The sequence below is a fragment of the Cupriavidus sp. 291-E7 genome (genome assembly GCF_057798835.1).
Window position 1 is genome coordinate 171,396 of the sequence record NZ_JBYOJV010000001.1, and the last position, 23,787, is coordinate 195,182.

At 65.1% G+C, this 23,787-nt stretch carries 21 protein-coding genes; 12 read left to right on the forward strand and 9 right to left on the reverse strand.

What is annotated here, in order from left to right:
• Positions 1-82: 82 nt before the first annotated feature.
• Positions 83-1,909: a phosphogluconate dehydratase gene (gene edd, locus AC3FLX_RS00760; protein WP_488693089.1), complete on the reverse strand. Its 1,827-nt coding sequence runs from the start codon at positions 1,907-1,909 to the stop codon at positions 83-85.
• Positions 1,910-2,196: 287 nt separating this feature from the next.
• On the opposite strand from edd, the gene zwf reads away from it, so the two are divergent.
• From zwf to AC3FLX_RS00785, 5 genes are read left to right on the forward strand one after another with little or no spacing between them, the layout of a single operon-like run.
• The gene (zwf, locus tag AC3FLX_RS00765) at positions 2,197-3,645 is read left to right on the forward strand and encodes a glucose-6-phosphate dehydrogenase (RefSeq protein ID WP_488693090.1); all 1,449 of its coding nucleotides are present in this window, start codon (positions 2,197-2,199) and stop codon (positions 3,643-3,645) included.
• Positions 3,646-3,676: 31 nt separating this feature from the next.
• A complete protein-coding gene (gene pgl, locus AC3FLX_RS00770; RefSeq protein WP_488693091.1) occupies positions 3,677-4,366 on the forward strand; it encodes a 6-phosphogluconolactonase in 690 nt (229 codons plus the stop codon).
• Positions 4,367-4,386: 20 nt separating this feature from the next.
• Entirely contained in the window at positions 4,387-5,376 is a 990-nt protein-coding gene (locus AC3FLX_RS00775) for a glucokinase (RefSeq protein WP_488693092.1), read from the forward strand.
• 12 nt (positions 5,377-5,388) lie between these two features.
• Positions 5,389-6,108: a response regulator transcription factor gene (locus AC3FLX_RS00780; protein ID WP_488693093.1), complete on the forward strand. Its 720-nt coding sequence runs from the start codon at positions 5,389-5,391 to the stop codon at positions 6,106-6,108.
• Positions 6,108-7,442, forward strand: coding sequence for a sensor histidine kinase (locus AC3FLX_RS00785; protein ID WP_488693094.1), 1,335 nt, complete (start codon positions 6,108-6,110; stop codon positions 7,440-7,442). The genes AC3FLX_RS00780 and AC3FLX_RS00785 overlap by 1 nt, the downstream gene beginning before the upstream one ends.
• Here the strand turns inward: AC3FLX_RS00785 and AC3FLX_RS00790 are convergent.
• Entirely contained in the window at positions 7,439-8,374 is a 936-nt protein-coding gene (locus AC3FLX_RS00790; protein WP_488693095.1) for a 2-hydroxyacid dehydrogenase, read from the reverse strand. The genes AC3FLX_RS00785 and AC3FLX_RS00790 overlap by 4 nt on opposite strands.
• A 559-nt stretch (positions 8,375-8,933) precedes the next feature.
• Here AC3FLX_RS00790 and AC3FLX_RS00795 point away from each other — a divergent pair.
• Positions 8,934-10,670, forward strand: a complete 1,737-nt coding sequence (locus AC3FLX_RS00795; RefSeq protein ID WP_488693096.1) for an OPT/YSL family transporter — start codon at positions 8,934-8,936, stop codon at positions 10,668-10,670.
• A gap of 4 nt (positions 10,671-10,674) precedes the next feature.
• Here AC3FLX_RS00795 and AC3FLX_RS00800 read toward each other — a convergent pair whose 3' ends face one another.
• On the reverse strand, positions 10,675-12,063 hold the full coding sequence (locus AC3FLX_RS00800) for an aminotransferase-like domain-containing protein (protein WP_488693097.1): 1,389 nt from the start codon (positions 12,061-12,063) through the stop codon (positions 10,675-10,677).
• Positions 12,064-12,208: 145 nt separating this feature from the next.
• On the opposite strand from AC3FLX_RS00800, the gene cyoA reads away from it, so the two are divergent.
• The 4 genes from cyoA to cyoD are packed head-to-tail and all read left to right on the forward strand — an operon-like array spanning position 12,209 to position 16,219.
• Positions 12,209-13,186, forward strand: coding sequence for a ubiquinol oxidase subunit II (cyoA, locus tag AC3FLX_RS00805; RefSeq protein ID WP_488693098.1), 978 nt, complete (start codon positions 12,209-12,211; stop codon positions 13,184-13,186).
• A gap of 5 nt (positions 13,187-13,191) precedes the next feature.
• The gene (cyoB, locus tag AC3FLX_RS00810; protein WP_488693099.1) at positions 13,192-15,180 is read left to right on the forward strand and encodes a cytochrome o ubiquinol oxidase subunit I; all 1,989 of its coding nucleotides are present in this window, start codon (positions 13,192-13,194) and stop codon (positions 15,178-15,180) included.
• A 2-nt stretch (positions 15,181-15,182) separates the two neighbouring features.
• Positions 15,183-15,857 (forward strand): cytochrome o ubiquinol oxidase subunit III, encoded by a 675-nt coding sequence (gene cyoC / locus AC3FLX_RS00815; protein ID WP_488693100.1) that lies wholly within the window; start codon positions 15,183-15,185, stop codon positions 15,855-15,857.
• Entirely contained in the window at positions 15,857-16,219 is a 363-nt protein-coding gene (gene cyoD, locus AC3FLX_RS00820) for a cytochrome o ubiquinol oxidase subunit IV (RefSeq protein ID WP_488693101.1), read from the forward strand. Before cyoC ends, cyoD begins: the two co-directional genes overlap by 1 nt.
• Positions 16,220-16,317: 98 nt before the next feature.
• On the opposite strand, the gene AC3FLX_RS00825 is transcribed toward cyoD, so the two are convergent.
• The gene (locus AC3FLX_RS00825; protein WP_488693102.1) at positions 16,318-16,512 is read right to left on the reverse strand and encodes a DUF1059 domain-containing protein; all 195 of its coding nucleotides are present in this window, start codon (positions 16,510-16,512) and stop codon (positions 16,318-16,320) included.
• A 139-nt stretch (positions 16,513-16,651) separates the two neighbouring features.
• Here AC3FLX_RS00825 and AC3FLX_RS00830 point away from each other — a divergent pair, with 139 nt between their 5' ends.
• Positions 16,652-17,302 (forward strand): DsbA family oxidoreductase, encoded by a 651-nt coding sequence (locus AC3FLX_RS00830; RefSeq protein ID WP_488693103.1) that lies wholly within the window; start codon positions 16,652-16,654, stop codon positions 17,300-17,302.
• Here the strand turns inward: AC3FLX_RS00830 and AC3FLX_RS00835 are convergent.
• Complete coding sequence (locus tag AC3FLX_RS00835; RefSeq protein ID WP_488693104.1) at positions 17,293-18,369, reverse strand: porin; 1,077 nt, start codon at positions 18,367-18,369, stop codon at positions 17,293-17,295. The two genes, AC3FLX_RS00830 and AC3FLX_RS00835, sit on opposite strands and share 10 nt — an antisense overlap.
• 474 nt (positions 18,370-18,843) lie before the next feature.
• Here AC3FLX_RS00835 and AC3FLX_RS00840 point away from each other — a divergent pair, with 474 nt between their 5' ends.
• Positions 18,844-19,149: a hypothetical protein gene (locus AC3FLX_RS00840; protein WP_488693105.1), complete on the forward strand. Its 306-nt coding sequence runs from the start codon at positions 18,844-18,846 to the stop codon at positions 19,147-19,149.
• A 71-nt stretch (positions 19,150-19,220) separates the two neighbouring features.
• On the opposite strand, the gene AC3FLX_RS00845 is transcribed toward AC3FLX_RS00840, so the two are convergent.
• From AC3FLX_RS00845 to fumC, 4 genes are all read right to left on the reverse strand, one after another.
• Positions 19,221-19,706 carry an SgcJ/EcaC family oxidoreductase gene (locus tag AC3FLX_RS00845; protein WP_488693106.1) on the reverse strand — a complete coding sequence of 162 codons (486 nt, stop codon included), beginning with the start codon at positions 19,704-19,706 and terminating at the stop codon, positions 19,221-19,223.
• A gap of 184 nt (positions 19,707-19,890) precedes the next feature.
• Positions 19,891-20,571: a response regulator transcription factor gene (locus AC3FLX_RS00850; RefSeq protein ID WP_488693107.1), complete on the reverse strand. Its 681-nt coding sequence runs from the start codon at positions 20,569-20,571 to the stop codon at positions 19,891-19,893.
• Complete coding sequence (locus AC3FLX_RS00855) at positions 20,552-22,204, reverse strand: sensor histidine kinase (RefSeq protein ID WP_488693108.1); 1,653 nt, start codon at positions 22,202-22,204, stop codon at positions 20,552-20,554. The genes AC3FLX_RS00850 and AC3FLX_RS00855 overlap by 20 nt, the downstream gene beginning before the upstream one ends.
• Before the next feature lie 85 nt (positions 22,205-22,289).
• Positions 22,290-23,693 carry a class II fumarate hydratase gene (gene fumC, locus AC3FLX_RS00860; protein ID WP_488693109.1) on the reverse strand — a complete coding sequence of 468 codons (1,404 nt, stop codon included), beginning with the start codon at positions 23,691-23,693 and terminating at the stop codon, positions 22,290-22,292.
• Positions 23,694-23,787 lie beyond the last annotated feature (94 nt).

Consider the following 23,787-nt stretch of genomic DNA (forward strand, 5'->3'; position numbering starts at 1 on the left):
TTTTGGCGAAACCGTGTTGGTTTCTCCCCTCTCCCGCGCTGCGGGAGAGGGGAGCCAACCGAGAGAAAAAATTAGCCCGGCCTCACGCCTCATCCGCAAACAACGAGCACGCCCCGGTCTCGGCCGTGCTCACATGCTTGCGAAAGCCGCCGAACAGATCGCGCCCCACGCCATGCCGATTCGCCGTGAGGTCGGGAACCTCGATCTTGCGCGCGGCCCAGTCGGCATCGCTGGTGAGCACCGTCAACACACCGGCCGGCGCGTCCACGCGCACAACATCACCGGTGCGGACCTTGCCGATGGCGCCGCCCGCCAATGCTTCGGGACACACATGAATCGCCGCAGGCACCTTGCCCGATGCGCCGGACATACGCCCGTCGGTGACCAGCGCCACATGGAAGCCCCGGTCCTGCAGCAATGTCAGCGTCGGCGTGAGCTTGTGCAGTTCGGGCATGCCGCACGCCGCCGGACCCTGCCACGGCAACACGGCCACGAAGTCACGCTCCAGCTCGCCGCGCTTGAAGGCGGCCAGTACATCGTCCTGATGGTGGAACACGATGGCGGGTGCCTCAACCACCTGATGCTCGGGTTTGACTGCCGATGTCTTGATCACACAGCGGCCCAGCTTGCCGTCCAGCAGCTTGATGCCGCCATCGGGCGCGAACGGATTGTCGGCGCCGCGCACGATGGTGTCGTCGAGCGTTGCTTCCGGGCCGTCCGCCCACGTCAGCTTGCCATCGCGCAATGCGGGTTCGCGCGTGTAGTCGGCCAGGCCGCGCCCGACGATCGTGTTCACTTCATCGTGAAGCAGCCCTAGCGACAGCAGACCGCGTATCACCAGCGAGAGTCCACCAGCCGCCTGGAACTGGTTCACGTCGGCCTTGCCGTTCGGATATACGCGCGCCAGTAGCGGCACCGTCGCGGACAGCTCGTGAAAGTCGTCCCACGCAAGCTGGATACCGGCCACGCGGGCCATCGCAATCAGGTGCAGCGTATGGTTGGTGGAGCCGCCCGTGGCCACCAGGCCGACGATGCCGTTCACGAACGCGCGTTCGTCCAGCACCTCGGCTATGGGCGTGTAGCGCTCGCCGCCATGCACCAGGCGCAGCGCCTGTCGTGCGGATTCTCGTGTCAGCGCCTCACGCAGCGGCGTGTTGGGGTTGATGAAGGCCGTGCCGGGCAGGTGCAGGCCCATGATTTCCATGAGCATCTGGTTCGAGTTGGCCGTGCCGTAGAACGTGCAGGTGCCCGGGCCGTGGTAGGACTTCGTCTCGGCCTCCAGCAGGCCGTGCCGGTCGACCTTGCCCTCGGCATAGAGCTGGCGGATATGGGCCTTCTCGTCGTTGCTCATGCCCGTGGTCATCGGGCCGCCGGGCACGAACACGGCGGGCAGATGGCCGAACGACAGCGCGCCCATCACCAGACCCGGCACGATCTTGTCGCAGACGCCCAGGCACAGCACGCCGTCGAACATCTGGTGGGACAGCGCCACGGCCGTGGCCATTGCAATCACATCGCGCGAGAACAGGGACAGGTCCATGCCGTCCTGTCCCTGCGTCACGCCATCGCACATCGCGGGCGTGCCACCGGCAAACTGGGCCGTGCCGCCGGCTTCGAGCGCGGCTTCCTTGAGCCATTGCGGATACGCCTGCAGCGGCTGGTGAGCCGACAGCATGTCGTTGTAGGCCGAGACGATGGCCAGATTGGGCCGCTCCTGCGCCTTGAGCCGGATCTTGGCGTCATCGGGCATGGCAGCCACGGCGTGTGCCAGGTTGGTACATGAAATATTGGCGCGCTCGACCTTCTGCCCCGCCATCGCGCGGGTGCGGTCCAGGTAAGCCTGCCGGGTGGGGGCGCTGCGGGCCACGATACGGGCCGTGACCTTTTCCAGTACGGGATGGCGGGGCATCGGGTATCTCCTGAAAGGGCGCTTTTCAGCGTAGCCGAAAAAACAGGGCGCCACCGTCACGGTGGCGTCATCGCCATCGGCTATTAGCGGATGGGAGTGATGAAAGGCGCGGATGTTCCGCATCCGGCGCTCCTTCGGGCACGCAGAAACGGGTACGCTTTGTTCCGCCTGGCAATGCGCCGCGCCTGTCCAAGCGGCCATGAGTGACGTAACATCACTGGAACCAATGCGCCGCCCGGCGGCACTTAGTAGTTGTCCCCGATATCCGGAAGGAGCCCAGGGTGAGCATGCCCGATTTCGATATGGTGCTGTTTGGCGGCACCGGTGACCTGGCGCGGCGCAAGCTGCTGCCGTCCCTTTTTGACGCGCACCGTTGCGGCGTGCTGCATCCGTCGGCACGCATTTTGGCTACCGGCAGCCACCCGCAGACCACGGAGCAGTACAAGGCCACGCTGGAAGACACTGTGCGCCCCGGCCTGGAACACGCGCCGCCCGAGGCCTGGGCGTCGTTCCTGGACCGCATCTGCTATGTGCAGGCCGACGCGCGTCAGCCGGCCCACTTCGACGCGCTTGCCGAGAAGGTGCTGACCCGCAAACCCGAAGTGGTGGTCTGCTACCTGGCCACCGCACCGCACATTTTTGTCCCGATCTGCGAGCAATTGGCCCGCACGGGCCTGAACACGCCCAATGTGCGCGTGGTGCTGGAGAAGCCGCTCGGTCACGACCTGGAGTCGTCCGAAGCCATCAACGCGGCCGTGGCGCAGTTCTTTGCCGAAGACCAGATCTACCGGATCGATCATTACCTTGGCAAGGAATCGGTCCAGAACCTGATGGCGATTCGCTTTGGCAACGCGCTGTTCGAACCGTTGTGGCGCCGCGAATGGGTGCAGGACGTGCAGATCACCATCGCCGAGGAACTGGGCGTGGAAACGCGCGGCGATTTCTATGACCGCACCGGCGCGTTGCGCGACATGGTGCAGAACCACCTGCTGCAATTGCTGTGCATGGTGGCGATGGAGCCGCCCGCCAGCCTTAGCGAAGACGCGATCCGCGACGAGAAGATCAAGATCCTCAAGGCGCTCAAGCCGATCCAGCCACAGGACGTTGCCGAGAAAACGGTACGCGGCCAGTACCGCTCGGGCGCCATCGCGGGCAAGCCCGTGGTGGGCTACCTGGAAGAGCAGGGCATCGCGGCGGACAGCCGCACCGAGACCTTCGTCGCCATCAAGGCCGAGATTGCCAACTGGCGATGGGAAGGCGTGCCGTTCTACCTGCGCACCGGCAAGCGGATGCAGTCGCGCGTGGCGGAGATCGTCGTGCATTTCCGAGACGTGCCGCATGCCATCTTTCCCAAGCCATTGGGTTTGTCGCCGCAGAACCGGCTGGTGATCCGGTTGCAGCCAGAGGAAAGCATCCGCCTGTACTTCCTGGTCAAGCAGGCGGGCGACACGCTCGAACTCACGCCAACGTCGCTCGATCTCGACTTTGCCAACTCGTTCAAGTCCCGTCGCGCCGGTGCCTACGAGCGCCTGCTGCTCGACGTGATCCGTGGGCGCCTGGGTCTGTTCGTGCGGCGTGACGAGCAGGTGCAGGCCTGGCGCTGGGTGGAGCCGATCATCGACACCTGGGACACCAGCACCGTGCCGCCCAAGTCATACACGGCAGGCACCTGGGGCCCGGCCGCTTCGACGGCGCTGATGTCGCGCGATGGGGCGCTCTGGCACGAGGAAGTCTGATATCCATCCATTCCTGACAGGAGCCCGAGCCATGCGCCAGTTCGAACACGCCACGTTGATGGACCAGGCCGAGTCGCTGGCGATTTCGGTAAGCCATGCGCTCGACCTCGTGATCAAGGCCCGTGGCTGGGCCGTGCTGGCGGTGTCCGGCGGCAAGTCGCCGGTGCCGATGTTCGAGCGGCTGCGCTATCGCCCGATCCGCTGGGACGCCGTGACCGTGACGCTGGTGGACGAGCGGGCGGTGCCGCCCGATCATCCCGACAGCAATGGCGCGATGGTGCGCAGCCATCTGCTGCGCGAAGGCGCGGGCGTGGCTGGCTGGGCGCCGCTGATCCGCGATGAAGCTGAAGCCGCCGCACCGCTGCACGCCGTGCAGCGGCTCAATGCATCGTTCCAGCAGCCGGATGTGGTGGTACTTGGCATGGGCGAGGATGGGCATACGGCTTCGCTGTTTCCCGACGCGCCCGAGCTGCAGACGGCCTTGTCCGAACCGAAGCCGGGCTATCTCGTCACCCATCCGTCGATGGCGCCCCATGCGCGCGTGACGCTGAATCTGGCCGCGCTGCTGGCCGCCGAACGGACCTTTCTGGCGATTACCGGCGAGAAAAAGAATGCGGTGCTGGAGCGCGCGCTGGAAGCGCCCACGCCCGCGCTGCCGGTCAGCGTCGTGCTGGCGCGGTACCGGCGCGGCGTGGATATCTTCCGCACCGAAGGTCTATAACCCGCAACGCTGCGACTGCCATGTCCTATCCACGCTTGCTGGCCGATGTCGGCGGCACCAATGTCCGTTTTGCACTGGAAACCGCGCCGATGCGCATCGGCGAGGTCACGGCTTACAAGGTGGCCGATCATGCGACGCTCGAAGCCGCGATGCGCCGGTACATCTCGACGCTGGCCGACGATGTACAGCCGCACCATGCGGCAATCGGCCTGGCCAATCCGGTGACTGGCGACCACGTCAAGCTGACCAATCACAACTGGGCATTCTCGATCGAGGAGATGCGCCAGTCGCTGGGTCTGTGGACGCTTGTGGCCATCAATGACTTCACGTCGCTGGCGCTGGCGCTGCCGCATCTGCCCGACGCCGACCTGACGCAGGTGCGTCCGGGCAATGCCATTTCCACCTCGCCGCGTGCACTGATCGGTCCCGGTACCGGCCTTGGTGTGTCCGGCCTGATTCCGGCTCCGGGCGGTGGCGCCGTGGCGCTGGCCGGCGAGGGTGGCCATATTGAGGTCATGCCGGTCACCGACGATGAATGGATCGCCTGGCGCGCCGCGCGCGATCAGCTGGGCCGCGTATCGGCGGAGCGCCTGTTGTCGGGCATGGGCCTGTCCCAGATCCATGCCGCGCTGTCCGCAGAAACGGGTACGCCCCTGGCCACGCCGCTGACACCGGCACAGGTCACGGAAGGCGCGCTGAAGCGGAACGACGCGCTTTGCCGCCGTGCCTTCGATGCCTTCTGCGGCCTGCTGGGATCGATCGCTGGCGATATCGCGCTGGTGCTTGGCGCGCGTGGCGGCGTCTATATCGGCGGCGGCATCGTGCCGCGCTTCGTGCAGGCGTTTCAGGCGTCGCCCTTCAACGCGCGCTTTACCGATAAGGGCCGTATGGGCAAGTACCTGGCCGACATCCCGGTCTTTGTCATTACGGCCGACTTTCCCGCACTGCCCGGCCTGGCGCACGCGCTGGCGGACCGGCTCGAAGGCGACATGCGCCGCTCCAATACCTGAATCCCGACGAACATGCGCGTACTGCTGGTGGAAGATGACGCCATGATTGGCGAAAGCGTAAAAGTGGCGCTGCGCCAGGAAGGCTTTACCGTGGACTGGGTCACCGATGGCGACGCGGGGCTGGATGCCGCGTCCGACCAGCACGGCCCCCGTGCCGATGGCGGCTATGACCTTGTGCTGCTGGACCTGGGCCTGCCGCGTCGCTCGGGCCTCGATGTCCTCAAGGCGCTGCGCGCGCGCAACGTCCGCACGCCGGTGCTGATCGTCACCGCCCGCGATGCCGTGGCGGATCGCGTGGCCGGGCTGAACGCGGGCGCCGACGACTACGTGATCAAGCCGTTCGACCTGCAGGAACTGGTGGCGCGCATGCATGCGATGGCGCGCCGTGCCGAAGGCCGCGCGGAGCCGGAACTGCGCTATGGCGACATCGTGCTCAATCCGTCCACGCGCGAAGCCACGCAGGCAGGCGCGCCGGTGCGGCTGTCGGCGCGCGAGTATGCGCTGCTGTCGGCGCTGATGGCCCGACCCGGCAAGGTGTGGTCGGTGCCGCAGTTGCAGGAGCGGCTCTACGGCTGGGACGACGAGGTGGGCAGCAACACGGTGGAGGTCTATATCCACGCGCTGCGGCGCAAGTTTGGCGCGGCGCTGATTCGCAATATCCGGGGCGTCGGCTACCTGATGCCGCAACTGGACGACATCGCGGGCAACCGCACGGAAGGAACGCCCGACTGATGCGCTCGATTCAACGTACGCTGCTGTGGTGGCTGGCGGCGGGCCTGGCCGCGGGAATCGCCGTGGCCACGGGTCTGATCTACGGACAGGCGCGGCAGGAAGCCAACGCGCTGTTCGACTACCAGATGAAGCAGTTGGCCGCCGCGCTGCCGAGCCAGTTTTCGGCACCGATGGCACCGGCGTTCGATCCGGGCGGGGCCACCGGCGCAGACCTGTTGCGCGCCGACGAAGACGTGGTGATTCACATCTGGGACGGCTCCGGCCGCAGTCTTTACCTCTCGCATTCCCGTCCTTCCCTGCCGCCGCGCGCGGAGCTGGGCTTCACCAATGCGCAGACAGAGTCGGGCGAATGGCGCATCTATAGCGTGCAGCTCGGCCCGGCCGTGGTACAGATCGCCCAGCCGCTCAGTGCGCGCCGTACGCTGGCCGCCCACATGGCCTTGCGCACGGTGGCGCCGTTGCTGTTGCTGCTGCCGCTGTTGGCGTGGCTGGTCTGGATGGCGGTGGGGCGCGGCTTGCGGCCATTGCGCGAGATTGCCACCGAGGTGCGCGCGCGCGATGCCAATACGCTGGCGCCGCTGGCCGTGCGCGACATGCCCGATGAAATCGCGCCGCTGTCCGACGCGCTGAACCAATTGCTCGGGCGGCTGGCCCACGCCATCGACACGCAGCGCGCATTCGTGGCCGACGCCGCGCATGCGTTGCGCACGCCGCTGACTGCATTGCAGCTACAGGCCCAACTCGTGGAGCGGGCGGAGAGCGCCGACGCGCGGCAGGCGGCGATGGGACAGTTGCGGCAGGGTCTGGAACGGCTGACCCACCTGGTGGCCCAGCTTCTGACGCTGGCGCGGCAGGAACCTGGCGCGGCACCCCCGCCGCACGAACCGGTGAACCTGCGCGCGCTGGCGGGCGAGGTGGTGGCCGAGATGTCGCAGGCGGCGATCGATCGTGACATCGATCTTGGGCTGGAGGGCAGCAGCGCGCAGGGGCCGGTCACGATTCGCGGTGATGCCGATGCGTTGCGCATTCTGCTGACCAACCTCGTCGACAACGCGCTGCACTACATTCCTCGCGGAGGTCGCATCGACGTGGACGTCGGGCATACCGGGCAGGGTATCGAGCTTGCGGTGACCGACAACGGACCGGGAATTCCGGCTGCGGAGCGCGGGCGTGTATTCGACCGCTTTTATCGCGTGCCCGATGCGCCGACCGGCGGCAGCGGCCTGGGACTGGCCATCGTCGACGAAGTGGCGCAGTCCCACGGCGCACGTGTGGCGCTGGAAGACGCGGCGCCGGGCTTGCGCGTGCGCGTGGTCTTCCCGGCCGTGGCTTAGTTGACCGGCGCCAGCAGCGGCTCGCCGGCAAAGTGCCGGCGGGCGTTTTCGACGAACTGGTTGACCGACGCCAGTACCGCTTCAGGCGACCAGCCGGCCACGTGGGGCGTCAGCACGACGTTCGGGCAGTCGAACAGTTCGACCGGCGGCTTCGGCTCGCTCTCATAGACATCCAGCCCGGCGCCACCGAGTTCGCCAGCGCGCAGGGCATTGGCCAGTGCAGCCGTGTTGACCACGCTGCCGCGCGCGATATTGACGAGGTAGCCGCCCGGACCCAATGCGCGCAGCACGGGCGTATCGACCATGTGGCGCGTTTCCGCGCCGCCCGGCGTGGCGATGATCAGGTAGTCCGCCCATTCGGCCAGCGACATCACATCGGCAAAGTACTGGAACGGTGCATCCTCACGCGGGCGACGGTTGTGATAGCCGACCTCCAGATCGAAAGCCTGCCCGCGCTGGGCGATGCGGCGGCCAATCGTACCCAGACCGACAATCCCCAGGCGCTTGCCGGACACATTGGGCGGCAGCGGAATCGTGTTGCGCCAGACGCCGTCGCGCGTGGCGCGGTCCAGCGTCGGCACGCGGCGCACCGTGGCCAGCAGCAACGCCATCGCATGGTCGGCCACGCAGCTATCGTTGGTGCCCGCGCCGTTGCCCACCGCAATGCCGCGCGCCTTGCATGCCGCGATGTCGATGTTTTCGTATCCGGCGCCGAGCGCGCAGACCAGTTCCAGCGCGGGCATCGCGTCGAGTTCGGCGGCCGTGATACCGGTGGTTCCATTGGTCAGCACCGCACGGAACGACTTGCCGGCGCTGGCGACGGCCTCGGTCCGCTGCGCCGCGCTGGGCGCGTAGCAGACGTCGTATTGGCGGGAAACTAGGACGAGGTGGTCCGGTTCGAGCTGGACCAGGACAAGCAGGGCGGGCTTCATGCGTGACAGCGGGATCGAGGAGATTTTGTTGTGGAGGTCGGCCAGGCCGACGCCACATTCTATGCTCGCCGGGCAGGGCCTGCTCGGAAGCGGTTGGCGGTTCTGGGCGATTATCAGATGCGGGCGACGGTACGGAGGCGCGCGCAGAAACGGGTACGCTCCGCGATTTTTCGCTGGGTGAATGACGCAGAAATGGGTACGCTTTGAGCGTTGCGGTGACGGAAAGGCCGGCCCTCTCAGCGTTGCAGTGATGGAAAGGCCAGCCCTCTCCCCCGGCCCCTCTCCCGCAGGCGGGAGAGGGGAGCAAACCAGCGGCGAGTCCAATGCCATCGGAGCAAACCAGCGGCGAATCCAATGCCATCGGTGGTCTCCCCTCTCCCGCATCGCGGGAGAGGGGCCGGGGGAGAGGGCAAAGCGCATCAATCCCCAACCACGCCAACCCATCACCCGATGCGCCCGCCCAGCGCCACCGGTTTGCTCCCCTCTCCCGCATCGCGGGAGAGGGGTTGGGGGAGAGGGCAAAGCGCTTCAATCCCCAACCACGCCAACCCATCACCCCATGCGCCTGCCCACACCCAATACCTGGCAATACCACGCGCTGCTCGGCGCCGCCGGCATGCTCGTGCTCGGGCCGCTTGGTGGTGTCGCGGCGGCCTATATGAATTTCTCGCTGGGTTTCTTCGTCGGCGGGCAGGTTCTGGCCGGCATCCTCGGGTCGGCCGTCACGGCGGGCTACGGCGCCGAAGGACGGCATGGCGCCAACTACATCCAGACGGCGGCCGCCTCAGTGGCCGGTATGAGCGGCATGGTCGTGGTGATCCAGGCCTTGAGCTGGATGAACATGGCGCCGCCGCCGCTGTGGCAGATGATCGGCTACATGCTCTGCATCGGCATGTATGGCGTAGGTGTCGGCATGCTCTACACGCCGTTGCTGGTGGACCGCATGCAGCTCACCTTCCCGTCCGGCCTGGCCGTGGCCAACATCCTGCGCGCGCTGACCGATCCGGTGTTGCTGAAGCGATCGATCACCCGTCTGGCCAGCGGCATGGGCCTCGGTGTGCTGGCCAGCGTCTGCGCCACGCGCGTCGCATGGTTCGGCGCGATCGACCTGTCGGCGTCGACCTTCGGCGCCGGCATGATCGTCGGGGCGCGCATCGGCATCGCCGCGCTCGTCGGCGGCCTGGCCGGATGGGCGCTGACACCGTACTTCGTGTCGATTGGCTGGCTGTCTCCCGGTGATCCATATCGCAAGATCACCTTCCTGTTCGCGCTGGGCATGATCATGGGCGCCGCCGCCGTGGACGTGTCGCTGCTGCTGATCCGCGCGTGGCAACGCTCGCGGCAGACGGCGCGGCGTGGCGCGACGCCCATGCCGCAGCGCTGGATCGTCGCATGGGTCATCGTTTGGGGGCTGGCCGTGGTGGGCACCGGTGCCGCATGGTTCGGCCAGCCGGTGGGCTACCAGTTGATGGCCGTGCTGCTGGTGCTGGTATTCGCGCTGGTCAACGGTATCTCGGTCGGCATGGTCGACCAGAATCCGATTTCGTCGGCGTTCGTGCTGACCGTGATCCTGATGGCGGCGATGGGCCTGCGCGATCCGCAGATCGGACTGATTGCCGCGACGGTGCTGCTGGTATCGACGGCCGAAGCATGCGACATGCAGCAGGACCGTTCCACCGGATGGCGGCTCGGCACCAATCGCATGGTGCAGTTCGGCTACCAGGTCGCCGGCATCGTAGTGGGCGCGATCCTGGCGGTGCTGATGGCGCGGCTGTTCATGGATGCCTATCCGGTATTGCGCCTCGATCAGACCTTGCTGCCAGCGGATCAGCAGCCGGCACGCTGGACCTCGGCGATGACGTACAAGATCGTCGGCGCGCTGCGCAGCATGACCGAAGACCGGGCCTATCAGCGACTGGCGGTGTGGATCGGTCTTGCCATCGGGCTGGTGACGGAGGTACTTCGCAAGCTGCTGCGTGCGTCGTCGCGCTACCGGCAAATCGCCGAGCGCGGCGGCGCGGGCAAGACCTGCGACTTTCTGATCGACGCGGTGATCCTGCCATCGCCCTATGCGTCGTCGTTCGGTGGCTTCGTGAACCTTGCCGCCGCCACGTGGATGGCGGCGGGTGGCGTAGCGGCCAGCTTGTGGGAGAGCCGGCGCAAAGCGGCCTCGACCGAATCGGCCTTACCCGAGGACATGAGCACCACATCGTTGATCGGCGGAGGACTGATCGCCGGCGATGCGCTCGCCGCGTTGGGCTTCGGCATCGCTGGCCTGCTGGCCGTGGTGGCGTAAAGCGTCAGATCACCGGCATCGACGCATTCGGCGGCTTGCGCGCCAGCAGGCCGGACAGCTTCTTCAGCGCCATCGACAACTGCGCGCGATCCGCCACGCCACCAAGCGAAATGCGAATCGCATTCGGCGGGGTGGCCCCGTCGTAGAACACATCGGAAGCGGTCACGCGCAGCGAGGCATCCTGCGCCGCGCGGCTGAAGCCCGCCGACGACCAGTAGCTAGGCAACGGATGCCATACGTGGATGCCGGACGGCGCGTACTGGCCGCTGGCCGACAGCCACTGCCGCGCGATCTGCTGCCGCGCGGCGGCTTCCGTGCGAATGCCCGCCAGCAACTCGGTCGCCGACCCGTCTCGAATCCATTGAGTCGCCAGCGCCGTGGCAATCGGCGATGCCATCAATGTGATCGCGCGCAGCGCACCGAGGATCGACTCCTGCATGTCGCGCTCGGGGGCCACTACGTACGCGGTACGCAAACCTGGACTCAGGCATTTGGCGAGCGTGGCGATGTAGACAGTCTGTTCCGGGGCGATGGCGGCCAGCGGTGGCGGTGCATCGGGTGTCAGCAGCCAGTAGGGATCGTCTTCCACGATCAGCACGCCGTGCTGCTGCGCCACGCGAGCGATGTCGCGCCGGCGCGCCTCCGGCATTGTGTGCGTGGTCGGGTTCTGTAGCGTCGGGTTCAGGTAGATCAACTGCACTTTGCCCGTGCGGCAGGCGGCTTCCAGCGCATCGGGCCGCATGCCGTCGTCGTCGACGGCGATCGTCACCACTTGCCGGCCCAGTTCCGCGGCCGCGGCACGAACGCCGGGATAGATCAGCGGCTCGGCGGCAATCGCCGCGCCCGGCGCGGTGCGGCACAGCATCAGCGCAGCCAATGCGGACTGGGCGCCGGGACTGGCGATCACGCGCTCGTGCGCGACATCGCCCAGCATTGGCGTCAGCCACTGCGCGCCGGCCACACGATCGGGCATCGTGCCGCCGCCAAGCTGATAGGTCATCAGCAGGTTTGCATCGGCGCGCAGCGTCACCTGCGCCAGGCCACGCCGCAGCATGTCCGCAAAGTCGATGCCTTCCGGCGGTGGCGGCACGTTCATGCTCAGGTCCACGGCCTGGGCCAGCTCGAACGCGGGCGCGGCGATGAATGTGCCTAGCGATCCGCGCGGCTCCACCAGCCCGCGCCGCCGCGCCTCGGCCAGCGCGCGCGTGACCGTGGTCAGGTCCACGCCGAGCAATGCCGCCAGTTCGCGTTGCGGCGGCAGCCGGTCACCGGCGGCGAGTACGCCATCGGCCATCGCGCGCTCCAGGAATCCGGCGATCTGAACGTAACGCGGCCCGCTCGCGGCGGCGAAAGTGCCGATCCAGCCGGGTTTGTCTTCGAGATTCGGATGCATTTGCGGATTCGTTGTACGCAAGACAAGCCTCATCTTGTATGGATGTTGTCTTACATTAGCATGCCGCGCAACCCAGGCAAATCCATACAAATACCGGGATGTTGTCTGGGTCACCCCCGCCTGTGCCCCTGTTTAAGGTGTTGAAATGCGTGAGCAACCGGCCGACCCCAGACGCGAGCGTCGGCGCCCCCCGTTCCTTTTTCCGCGTGCGTGGCTGTGTGCCATCGCCCCCCTGATCCTGACCGGCTGTTCGTGGGACCTGCTGAACCCCAGCGGCTCCATCGGCGTGCAGACGCGCAACCTGATCGTGCTGGCCACGGCGCTGATGCTGCTGGTGGTGATTCCCGTCATCATCCTGACGCTGGTGTTCGCGTGGCGCTATCGCGAAACCAACACCAAGGCCGAATACGCGCCGCGCTGGTCGCACTCGACCAAGATCGAAGTGGTGGTGTGGGGGATTCCGTGCGTGATCGTGGCGCTGCTGGGCATCATCATCTGGGACACCACGCACAAGCTCGACCCGTTCCGGCCGCTGGAATCGAAGGTGGCGCCGCTGGAAGTGGACGTGGTCGCGCTCGACTGGAAATGGCTGTTCATCTATCCGCAGTACGGTGTGGCGTCGCTGAACGAGCTGCCCATCCCCGTGGGTACGCCGATCAACTTCCGCATCACCGCCGAATCGACGATGAACGCGCTGTTTATCCCGCGCCTCGGCAGCATGGTCTATGCGATGGCCGGCATGCAGACGAAGCTGCATCTGATTGCCGACGAGACCGGCGTATTCGACGGCCGCTCCGCTGCCTATAGCGGCTCGGGCTTTTCCGATATGCACTTCCGCACCATCGCCACATCGCGCGCGGAATTCGATGCGTGGATCGAGCGCGCCCGCGCCTCGGGCCATACGCTCGATGAAGCCACGTACCGCAAGCTGGAGCAACCCAGCAGCAAGGACCCCGTCACGGTGTACGCCAAGGTTGAACCGCGCCTGTTCCAGGGCGTGGTGGACCAGTACATGGCCAGTAACGGCGAAATCTGCCGTGCCGACAGTCCGGTGACCCTCGGCGCCATTGCCGGCGCCAACATGCCGCCGCTCCCGGCGCAGCAGACGACCCTGGAGCGCTAATCATCATGCTCGGAAAACTCTCTCTCGACGCCATCCCCCTGCACGAACCCATCATCATGGGCACGCTGGTGGTGGTGCTGCTCGGTGGCGCGGCCTTGCTGGGCGCCATTACGTATTACAAGAAGTGGGACTATCTCTGGAAGGAGTGGATCTGCTCGGTCGACCACAAGCGCATTGGCGTGATGTACATCATCCTGGCGTTGGTCATGCTGCTGCGCGGCTTTGCCGACGCCATCATGATGCGTACCCAGCAGGCCATCGCCGTGGGCGAGGCCGTTGGCTACCTGCCGCCGCATCACTACGACCAGATTTTCACCGCGCACGGCGTGATCATGATCTTCTTCGTGGCCACCCCGTTCATCCTCGGTTTGATGAATGTGATTGTGCCGCTGCAGATCGGCGCGCGCGACGTGGCCTATCCGTTCGTCAACTCGCTGAGCTTCTGGATGTCGGCGATGGGCGCGGTACTGGTCATGATGTCGATGTTCGTCGGCGACTTCGCCGCTACCGGCTGGGTTGCATATCCACCGCTGAGCGGGCTGGGATATAGCCCAACGGTCGGGGTCGACTACTACATCTGGTCGCTACAGATATCGGGGCTAGGCACTACGCTGACCGGTATCAACTTCATCGTCACGATCCTGCGGATGCGCGCGCCTGGCCTGAACATGATGAAGATGCCGGTGTTCACGTGGACCGCGCTGATCACCAACATCCTGATCGTCGCGATCTTCCCGGTGCTGACCGCCACGCTGGCGCTGCTGGCCGCCGACCGCTACCTGGACATGCATTTCTTCACCAGCGAGCTGGGCGGCAACGCCATGATGTACGTGAACCTGATCTGGATCTGGGGCCACCCCGAGGTCTACGTGCTGATCCTGCCGTGCTTTGGCGCGTTCTCGGAAATCATCGCCACGTTCTCGCGCAAGCCGCTGTTCGGCTACACGTCGATGGTGTACGCCACGTCGTCGATCGGTGTGCTGTCGTTCTTCGTCTGGCTGCACCATTTCTTCACGATGGGCTCCGGTGCCAGCGTCAATGCGTTCTTCGGCATCATGACGTCGATCATCTCGATTCCCACGGGCGTGAAGCTGTTCAACTGGCTGTTCACGATGTATCGCGGCCGCATCCGCTTCCATTCGTCGACGCTGTGGACCATCGGCTTCATGGTGACGTTTGCCGTCGGCGGTATGACCGGCGTGCTGCTGGCGGTGCCGGGCGCTGACTTCGTGCTGCACAACAGCCTGTTCCTGATCGCCCACTTCCATAACGTGATCATCGGCGGCGTGGTGTTCGGCTGCCTGGCCGCGATGACGTTCTGGTTCCCGAAGGTGTTCGGCTTCACGCTGAACGAGTTCTGGGGCAAGGTCGCGTTCTGGTGCTGGCTGATCGGCTTCTATCTGGCCTTCATGCCGCTGTACGCGCTGGGTCTGCAAGGCATGACCCGCCGCATGAACCATTACAACAACCCGGACTGGCAGCCGTACCTGATCGTGGCGCTGGTCGGCGCGGTGGTCATCGGTTGCGGCATCCTGGCGATCCTGTGGCAGCTGTTCGTCAGCGTGCGCGACCGCAAGCAGAACCAGGACTTGTCCGGCGATCCGTGGGACGGCCGCAGCCTGGAGTGGGCCACCGCCTCGCCCGCGCCGTTCTACAACTTCGCGCACGTGCCGCACATCACGTCGCTGGAGCAGCACTGGGACAACAAGGAAGCCGGCACCGCCTACGTGCCGCCCAAGCAGTACGAGGACATCCACATGCCGCGCAATACGTCGACCGGTTTTCTGGTGTCGGTGTTCGGCCTGGTGCTCTGCTTCGCACTGGTCTGGCATATCTGGTGGATGGCCGGCTTTGGCCTGGCCGCGATGATCTTCACGTTCATCGCCCGTGCCTATGACCGCGACGTGGACTACTACGTGCCCGCCGCCGAGGTCGAGCGCATCGAACGCGCCCGCTATGCACTGCTGGGTGCGCAAACGAAGGGGGCCAACTGATCATGACTACGACCCTGAAGCTGCGCGCCGATGCCGTTGAGGTTCCGCAAGGCACCGTGCCGGCCGATCACGCGCACGACGACGATCACGCGCATCACGCCCATCAGGCCGAGTCCAGCCTCAAGCTGGGGTTCTGGATCTACCTGATGAGCGATTGCCTGATCTTTGCATCGCTATTCGCCACGTTCGGTGTGCTCGTCCACGGCACGGCTGGCGGCCCGACGGGCCGCGAACTGTTCGACCTGCGCTTCGTGCTGGTGGAAACGATGCTGCTGCTGACCAGCAGCCTGACGTTCGGCGTGGCGATGCTGAAGCTGCACGAAGGCAAGGATGGCAAAGGCAATCCGCAGGCGGTGATCCGCTGGCTGGTGCTGACCTTCGCGCTGGGCGCGGCCTTCGTGTGCATGGAAGTCTATGAATTCCGCGAACTGCTGCACGAAGGCGCGGGCCCCAACCGCAGCGCTTACCTGTCGGCCTTCTTCATGCTGGTGGGCACGCACGGTCTGCACGTCAGTGCCGGCCTGCTCTGGATCATCGTGATGGTCAACCAGGTGCAGGTGTTCGGGCTGGACGCTGTGGTGCGCCGCCGCCTGGCCTGCCTGAGCCTGTTCTGGCATTTTCTGGACCTGGTGTGGATCTTCGTGTTCACGGTCGTCTATCTGCGGGAGTTCCTCTGATGTCCCATCCACAACACGCCCATGACGCCTCGCACGGCAGCCTGCGCAGCCACCTGATCGGCTACGCACTGTCGCTGGTGCTGACCTTCATGTCATTCGGTGCCGTGATGGGCCGCCTGCTGACGCCGCGCGCGGGCCTGGTGCTGATCGTGACGCTCTGCGTCGTGCAGTTGCTGGTGCAGCTGGTGTTCTTCCTGCACCTGGGTGCACGCCGCGGCCAGCGCGGCAATACGGCGATCTTCGTCTGTACGCTGTTCCTGATCGCGATTGTCGTGTCGGGATCGCTATGGGTGATGCATAACGCCAATCTGAACATGATGCCGATGCAATCCGTGCCGGCTGGGGCGGGCGCGGTCCGCTGAGGCATCTGTACCGGACTCTGGCTGGGGCCGGTTTTTTGACAGGACAGACGTGCCTTGCACGGTCTGTCCTTTTTTGCTTTTTTCGCCGGCGCGTCCGGTCAGGCGGGTGGGGCGCCTTCCTTGAACAGCGCCTTGAGCTGCGTGCGCAGTTCGGGGGTGTCCTGGTGCTGATGCACCTGGATGGCGTGCTGCACCGCGGCTTCCAGCAGTTCGTCCTCGGTGTCGGCACTCAATGCGACAGTGCAGTTCGTATCACTGGGATAGTCGCGGCAATCGATGTATTTGCGTCCCATGACAGGCCTCCTGACGCGCATGATGGGCGCGCCTGATCCAGTATAGGGCGCGGGTGATTGCGCGGTCGCCAGCACGTATCGGCAAATCCGGCTACCCTGTCGCGTCTCGTATCCCGATACCAGCCAACAGGAAAAAGCCATGACCCAATCACTCAGGATCGACTTTGTCTCGGATATCGCCTGCCCGTGGTGTGCCATCGGCCTATCGTCGCTGATGAAGGCGCTGGAGCGCACGCGCGACGTGGTGGACGCCGAGGTGGTGATGCACCCGTTCGAACTGAATCCGCAGATGGGGCCGGAAGGTGAGCCGATCGTCGACTACATCGCCAAGAAATATGGCCGTACGCCGGAACAGATCGCCGAGACGCAGAAGATGATCCGCGAGCGCGGCGCGACAGTCGGCTTCACGTTCGGTGCACGCAACTTCATCTACAACACGTTCGACGCGCACCGCCTGCTGCAATGGGCCGCCACGCAAGGCAAGCAGTTGCCGCTCAAGCAGGCGCTGCTGCAGGCTTACCACGGCGACAGCAAGGACCCGAGCAGCCGCGGCGTGCTGCTGGAGGCCGCGCAGTCGGTGGGCCTGGATGCCGAGGAAGCCCGCAAGGTGCTGGACTCCGACGCCTACGCCGATGAAGTGCGCGACGAAGAGCGCGAGTACCAGGCGATGGGTATCCAGTCGGTGCCGTCGGTGATCTTCAACAATCGCTACCTGGTTACCGGTGGCCAGCCCGTGGAGGCGTTCGAGCAGGCGATCCGCGAGATTGCGAAGGAAGCCGATCAGAACTGATGGCGCATGCCGACCATCACGCCCACGCGCGTGCTGCGGCTGACGTCGGTGACGGGCGTGCCTGACCAGTACTCGGTCTCGCGCCCCACCGTGCCGCCACGCGCCAGCACCATATCGGTCTCCAGATACAGACTGGTTCGCTTGGAAAACGCATAGTCGGCCACAAAGGCGACGCTGTCCGCGTTGCCGCTGCCCAAATGCACGGGAACGTCCTGGAACTGCGTGGTGACGTTGCCTGACTGCTGATAGCGGTAATAGGCACCGGAGAGGTGCAGCACCGGCGTGAGCTGGTAGCCCAATCCCGCATACGAGATGGCGTAGCGGGCTTCGCTTGCCGACTCTCGCCGCCCAAGATGGCCCACGTAGGCGGTGGCCTTGCCGATCGCGTAAGAGGCACCGATCGAATAGTTGCGCAGGGTGTTGCCGCCGTTGTCGTTGCGGCGCTGGTCATACGCCACGCCCAGCGCGAGTGGCCCCTGCTGATACTTCACGCCACCGCCCAGCGTGGTGCCGCGAATCATGCTGCCTGGCTGCTCGCCCGCGCCGTAATCGAGCTGCACGGAAAACGGGCCGATCGTGCGCTGATAGACCACGCTGTTGTTGATGCGGTAGTCCTGAAAGAAGATATCGCCGCCGATATAGAGCGGATCGGACCAGAACAGACCCCAGCCTTGCGCGAGCGGATCGAATGCCCAGCCGATGTTGTTCAGCGCGTTGTACTGGCGCCCAAACGTGAGGCTGCCCCACTGCCCGCTCAGACCCACCCATGCCTGGCGCCCGAACAGGGCGTTGTAGCCCGGACGCCCGATGTCGGTGTCGAAGCGCGCTTCGAGCTGGAATATCGCGTGGTTCCCACCGCCCAGGTCTTCATCGCCTTTCAGGCCAAAGCGGCTGCCCGCCATGCCGCCGGATAGCAGCCCGATCTCATCGTGGTGCCGCGCATCGATGTTCGAGGTGTAGCGCGCGGCCGAATCAACGATGCCATAAAGCGTGACGCCGGAGCTGGCGTAGGTGGCGCAAGGCAAAAGCCCGGCCGCAAGCAGCCAAAGGCTGGCTGTTTTCATCACTGATTGTCCTCCGGAATACGGATCCCTCCGGCGCGCGCCGGAATGGTCGGTTCAGGCCAAAAAACCTGGGGGGTTCCAGTCCTGCGCGGAAGTCCTTCGGCGGAAGGGGACACAGGGCGTTATCCGGGATACGCGCTGCGCAGATGGCGCAGCACCCGGATCGAGGCGTCGAAGCGGATGGCGAATGCTGTGAGCAAGCACAGGCAAGCCGGAGCGGGCGCGATTGGCCCATTTGCGACGCTGCCGACACCTGCTTCGACGTTTGCAATGGCCGGTGTGCCTGAAGAGGCGAACGATCCGGCGATGCCCGGTGTGGCGGCAGTGCGCTAGTTTACCGCACGATTTGTTGATGACTCAAATGTGCGGCTTTGATCCCGGAGGGCGTCATTTTCAGGAACCGGAAATTTCGCTGGTCGGGAGACTTTCGAATTCATTCGATGTTGCGCAAATCGCCATGACGGTATCGACGAAGGCATGTTCCGCCGGCTGGGGTTCCCGGATTGGACGATCACGAAGACCACCGAGGAATATGTTACCTCGGCATTGCGTCTGATCGAGAACGTGGAGGAACGACGTACCTTGAGCGCGGCACTCGCGGGGCCGCAGGCAATTGAAAAGCTGATCTTCAAGGGCCGTCCGGAAATTCTTGGCGAGCGTATGCAGGAACTGTGGGAAGCCAAGCTGCAACCGGCGAAGGAAAAAGAGAAAGAGGCGGCGACAGCGACGCCGACGGCGACGGCAAAGACGAAGTCGAAGGCGGGAAAGTCCGAGCGGGCTTGACCACCCTCACATGAAAAAAACGGGCACGACTTAACACCGTGCCCGTTTTTGCATGAATCGATTTGTAAAGATCAGCGGGCGGCCACCGGCTCCGGCATGGCCGACGAATGGTGGTGGGCGATCAGCCACTTGCCGTTCTGCCACTCGTACACGTAGGTGTAGCGCGCATGCACCGTTTTGCCGTCGGCGAATCGGAACGTGTAGCTGCCCACGTCCTGCGCCACATTGCAGCCGATCCGGATAAAGCGGTTGTCGATGGTCCCTTGCGGCTTGTTCTTGAGGAACTTGACGAAGTAGTCCTTGATGCCGGCCGGGGTGTTGCGTGCCTGGTTCGAGACCGTTGGCAGCAGCACACCGTCAGGTGCGTAGTTCGCCGCAACCTTGTCGGGGTCTCCCGTGCGCAGCGTGTCGTTCCAGCGGTCGAACAGCCCGGCGATCTGCTGTTCCGTTGCCGGGGCGCATGCCTGAGGCGTCGTCGTTTGCGCGGCAGCGGGCATCGAAACCAAGAGAACGCTTGCGGCGACGGAGAGGAGGGAAGCGGCACCAACGTATTTCATCGAAATTTCCTGTGTTCAGACGGGTCATCGCACCTGCTGGCGCGGTACCGGTGAATCGGCACAGGTCCATTCTCGGGGCCGAAGGTTAACCACAGGCCGCGCTTTCGATGAAGCGATCCTGACGAAAAGATGAACGGAAGATGAACAGGCGGTAGCGGCGTTGCCGTGCGGTGACGTCGGGCGCTCAAGGCGCATCGTCGATCCGGTAGCCAAGGCCGCGCACGGTCTTGAGCAGTGGCAGCGCGTGGCCGTCGTCGATCTTGCAGCGCAGGCGGCGCACATAGACATCGACGATATTCGTCAACGGGTCTTCGTTGGCACCCCAGACGTTCGACAGGATGCGCTCGCGGCTGAATACGCGGCCGGGTGCACTCATCAGCAGTTCCAGAAAGGCCAGCTCCTTGGCGGTCAGTGTGATGGCGTTGCCGCCTCGCGTGACCTGCATGCGATCGCGGTCGAGCACGAGGTCCGCCACCTGGAGCTGTTGTGCCTTGGCTTGCTGCTCGCGCCCGCGCCGGAGCAACGCCTCGATACGCGCCAGCAATTCTTCAAATGCGAACGGTTTGGTGAGATAGTCGTCCGCCCCAAGCTTCAGGCCCGCCACGCGGTCGCCCACGTCGCTGAGCGACGTGAGCATCAGGATTGGCACGTGATTGCGTTCGGCGCGCAGGGTCTGGCAAAGCTCCAGGCCGTTGATGCCGGGCAGCATCAGGTCGAGCAACAGAATGGCGGCATCGCCGTGACGCGCCATGTCCAGCCCCTCGGGACCGGTGCGCGCAAGCTGGACGAGGTAACCCTCGGCGCGCAGGCCACGCACCAGGAAATCGGCTACGCGGGCGTCGTCTTCAATGACCAGGATGTTCATGGCGTGGGGTGGCGTCGGCGGTGACAACGGGGTGCGGGCCAGCGGGAAGTTCGATACATGCGCATGTGCCCTGCGGCTCGACCTGGGCCAGCGTGATGTTGCCATGATGCGCGTTGACGATGGCCTGCGCAATCGACAGCCCGATGCCGGTGCCATCGGCCCGATGCGCGCGAGCGCGCCGGCCACGGACGAAGCGCTCGAAAACTAGCGCAAGTTCATCGGCATCGATACCAATGCCACGGTCTTCCACCTCGATGCGTACGCCGGTGGGCACGAGCTTGCAACGCAGGCACACGATACTGCCGCGCGACGAGTAGCGGATGGCATTGTCGAGCAGGATCACGATGGCCTGTCGCAACCGGTCCGCATCGGCCATGACCGTCACGCCTTCGATGTCATCGGGCAATTGAAGCTGGATGCGGACGTCATGCTCGGCGCCCAGCGCATCGGCAAAATCGGCGGCGTCCTGCAGCAGCGGCAGCAACGCGACGCTGTGCGGTTGCATGACGAGTTGGTCGGCCTCGGCCCTGGCGATCAGCAGCAAGTCATTGATATGGCCGGTCAACTGCTGCGCGGCGCCCGCGATGTGTTGCAACGCCTGGCGATATTCCTGCGCGGGCTTCTCGCCGCCGCGCAACGCGATCTCGGCCTCGCCACGGATGGCCGTGGTCGGCGTGCGCAGCTCGTGGCCCAGGTCCGCAAACAGTTGGCGGCGGCGCTGGTCGATATGCTGGAGCGCTTCGTGCGCGGAGCTTAATTCGGCCGTACGCGCCTGCACGGCGTCTTCCAGCCGCCGGCGCGCCGCGTCGGCATCGCTGCGGTGCTGTTGCAGTTCGGCGGTCATGGCGTTGAAGCCCTCGGCGACATGCTCGAACTCGTCGCCCGAGCGAATCGGCATGCGGTAATCGAGCGCGCCTGCGCGCAGCGCCCCAACACCTTCGAGCAATTGGTCCAGCGGCCGCTTGAGTCGACGCCCGAGGTGCCACGCGAGCACGATGGCCGCCAGCAGCGTGACGGCCGCCATGCCGAACGCCTGGGCGCGCACGCGGTCCAGGCCGCGCTCGGTAGCGGCTCGCGCCACCGGCACCGCTGCGCGCTGGCGATCGATCGCACCATAGAGCAGCTCGCGCAGATCACGGCCGCGTGCCTTGTCGAAAACGTCGTTGAGTTCGTGCCATACGCCCGCAAAATCCGCATCGCGTGGCAGTGGCTGCAGGGCCAGCAGCCGGTTCTCGACGGCGACGATATTGTCGCCAAGCAGCTCCGTCATGCTGGCCAGCCCGTTGACATCGAACGGGATGGGCACGCCGTCGCGCGCGGATATCTGGTTCCAAAGCTCGATGTCGCGCTGCGCAAGCTGTTGCAGGGTTGCGGCGCCTTGCTTCATGTTTGCCAGCACGCGGTCACGCACCTCGGGCGACGCATCGGCATTCATCAGCCGCTGCGAAGCCCAGACGCGGAGCCGCTGCTTGTTGGCGGAGAGGTCCAGCAGTTCGGACAAGATGTCGCTGGCCAGCCGGCTATGCTGCGCATAGTCGTTGACGCGGTTGGCGCCCCAGTAAACGAAGCCGGCCTGTACGCAGACCAGCGCGACCAGCAGGGCAAAAGCTATAGAAAGGCGAAAGCGGAACATGGCGGGATCGAAGATTGTGCGCGGCCAGGGTGTTGCATAGACCCGGAAGGCCGCGGCCCGTTCCGTATCGCCTTTCGGCGCGGCCTCAGACTTCCTTCGTCATTGATTTGAAGTCGATCCACTGGTCGAACTGCTCGTTCGTCACGTGACCCGAATCAATGGCGGCTTCGCGTAGCGACAGGTTCTTCTTGACCGCCAGCTTGGCGATTTCAGCGGACTTGTCATAGCCGATATGCGGATTCAATGCGGTCACCGACATCAGCGAGCGTTCCAGCAGTTCCTGAATACGGGCACGATCCGGCTCGACGCCTTCCACCATGTGTTCGGCAAAGCTCGCCGCCGCATCGGCCAGCAGCGTCACCGATTGCAACAGGCTGTAGACGATGACGGGCTTGTAGGCGTTCAGCTCCAGCGTGCCCAGGCTGTTGGCCAGTGTCACCGTGGTGTGATTGCCGATCACGCGGCAACAGACCATCGCCAGCGCTTCGGCCTGGGTTGGATTGACCTTGCCGGGCATGATCGACGAGCCTGGCTCGTTTGCCGGCAACTGCAGCTCGGCAAAGCCCGCGCGCGGGCCGGAACCCAGCAGCATGAAATCGCGCGCGATTTTCAGGAACGACGACGCGGTGGTGTTGAGCGCGCCCGACAGATCGGCCAGCGCATCGTGCGCGGCCTGCAGCGCGTAGCGGTTCGGGGCTGGTTCGAATGGCAGTCCCGTATAGGCAGCCAGTGCGCGGGCGAAGGCCGACGCAAAACCATGCGGGGCGTTCAGCCCGGTGCCCACGGCGGTGCCACCCTGCGGCACCGGCATCGCGCGCAGCATGGCCTGTTGCAGGCGCGATTGCGCATCGGCTACCTGCGTCATGTAGCCGGAAAATTCCTGGCCCAGCGTCAATGGCACCGCATCCTGCAGGTGCGTGCGGCCGACCTTCACGATGTCGGAGAACGCTTCCACCTTCTTTGCAAACGTCTGTTGAAGTTTTTCCAGTGACGGCAGCAGTGTCTGCTGGATGGCGCGGGTGGCGGCAATATGCATTGCCGTGGGGAAGCTGTCGTTCGACGACTGGCTGGCGTTGACGTGATCGTTCGGGTGCACCGGCTTCTTGCTGCCCACTTCGCCGCCAAGCATCTGGATCGCGCGATTCGAAATCACCTCGTTGAGGTTCATGTTGGTCTGCGTACCGGACCCCGTCTGCCAGACCGACAACGGAAACTCCGCGGGCCATTTGCCGGCGATGACTTCTTCGGCTGCTTTTTCGATGGCGTCGGCCACGTCGGGCTTGAGTACGCCCAGTTCCCGATTGGCACGCGCGGCGCAGAGTTTCAGTACCGCGAACGCCTCGATCAGCGCGGGCGGCATCTTCTCACTGCCGATACGAAAATTCTGACGCGACCTTTCGGTCTGGGCACCCCAGAGATGATCGGCGGGGACGGCAACGTCTCCCAGGCTGTCTTTCTCGATACGGGTGGCGGTGGACTTCTCGGACATGGACGGACTCCTTCACGAAAGGGATCACAGCAGAATCGGGGCAGACCCCTAGGATAGCCGTCCGGTGCTACATGCGTCGCATAGCCCTGCCGCC

Coding starts and splice junctions, on each gene's coding strand:
- edd (WP_488693089.1), bottom strand. CDS start 1,909: ATGCCCCGCCATCCCGTACTGGAAAAGGTCACGGCCCGTATCGTGGCC.
- zwf (WP_488693090.1), top strand. CDS start 2,197: ATGCCCGATTTCGATATGGTGCTGTTTGGCGGCACCGGTGACCTGGCG.
- pgl (WP_488693091.1), top strand. CDS start 3,677: ATGCGCCAGTTCGAACACGCCACGTTGATGGACCAGGCCGAGTCGCTG.
- AC3FLX_RS00775 (WP_488693092.1), top strand. CDS start 4,387: ATGTCCTATCCACGCTTGCTGGCCGATGTCGGCGGCACCAATGTCCGT.
- AC3FLX_RS00780 (WP_488693093.1), top strand. CDS start 5,389: ATGCGCGTACTGCTGGTGGAAGATGACGCCATGATTGGCGAAAGCGTA.
- AC3FLX_RS00785 (WP_488693094.1), top strand. CDS start 6,108: ATGCGCTCGATTCAACGTACGCTGCTGTGGTGGCTGGCGGCGGGCCTG.
- AC3FLX_RS00790 (WP_488693095.1), bottom strand. CDS start 8,374: ATGAAGCCCGCCCTGCTTGTCCTGGTCCAGCTCGAACCGGACCACCTC.
- AC3FLX_RS00795 (WP_488693096.1), top strand. CDS start 8,934: ATGCGCCTGCCCACACCCAATACCTGGCAATACCACGCGCTGCTCGGC.
- AC3FLX_RS00800 (WP_488693097.1), bottom strand. CDS start 12,063: ATGCATCCGAATCTCGAAGACAAACCCGGCTGGATCGGCACTTTCGCC.
- cyoA (WP_488693098.1), top strand. CDS start 12,209: ATGCGTGAGCAACCGGCCGACCCCAGACGCGAGCGTCGGCGCCCCCCG.
- cyoB (WP_488693099.1), top strand. CDS start 13,192: ATGCTCGGAAAACTCTCTCTCGACGCCATCCCCCTGCACGAACCCATC.
- cyoC (WP_488693100.1), top strand. CDS start 15,183: ATGACTACGACCCTGAAGCTGCGCGCCGATGCCGTTGAGGTTCCGCAA.
- cyoD (WP_488693101.1), top strand. CDS start 15,857: ATGTCCCATCCACAACACGCCCATGACGCCTCGCACGGCAGCCTGCGC.
- AC3FLX_RS00825 (WP_488693102.1), bottom strand. CDS start 16,512: ATGGGACGCAAATACATCGATTGCCGCGACTATCCCAGTGATACGAAC.
- AC3FLX_RS00830 (WP_488693103.1), top strand. CDS start 16,652: ATGACCCAATCACTCAGGATCGACTTTGTCTCGGATATCGCCTGCCCG.
- AC3FLX_RS00840 (WP_488693105.1), top strand. CDS start 18,844: ATGTTCCGCCGGCTGGGGTTCCCGGATTGGACGATCACGAAGACCACC.
- AC3FLX_RS00845 (WP_488693106.1), bottom strand. CDS start 19,706: ATGAAATACGTTGGTGCCGCTTCCCTCCTCTCCGTCGCCGCAAGCGTT.
- AC3FLX_RS00850 (WP_488693107.1), bottom strand. CDS start 20,571: ATGAACATCCTGGTCATTGAAGACGACGCCCGCGTAGCCGATTTCCTG.
- AC3FLX_RS00855 (WP_488693108.1), bottom strand. CDS start 22,204: ATGTTCCGCTTTCGCCTTTCTATAGCTTTTGCCCTGCTGGTCGCGCTG.
- fumC (WP_488693109.1), bottom strand. CDS start 23,693: ATGTCCGAGAAGTCCACCGCCACCCGTATCGAGAAAGACAGCCTGGGA.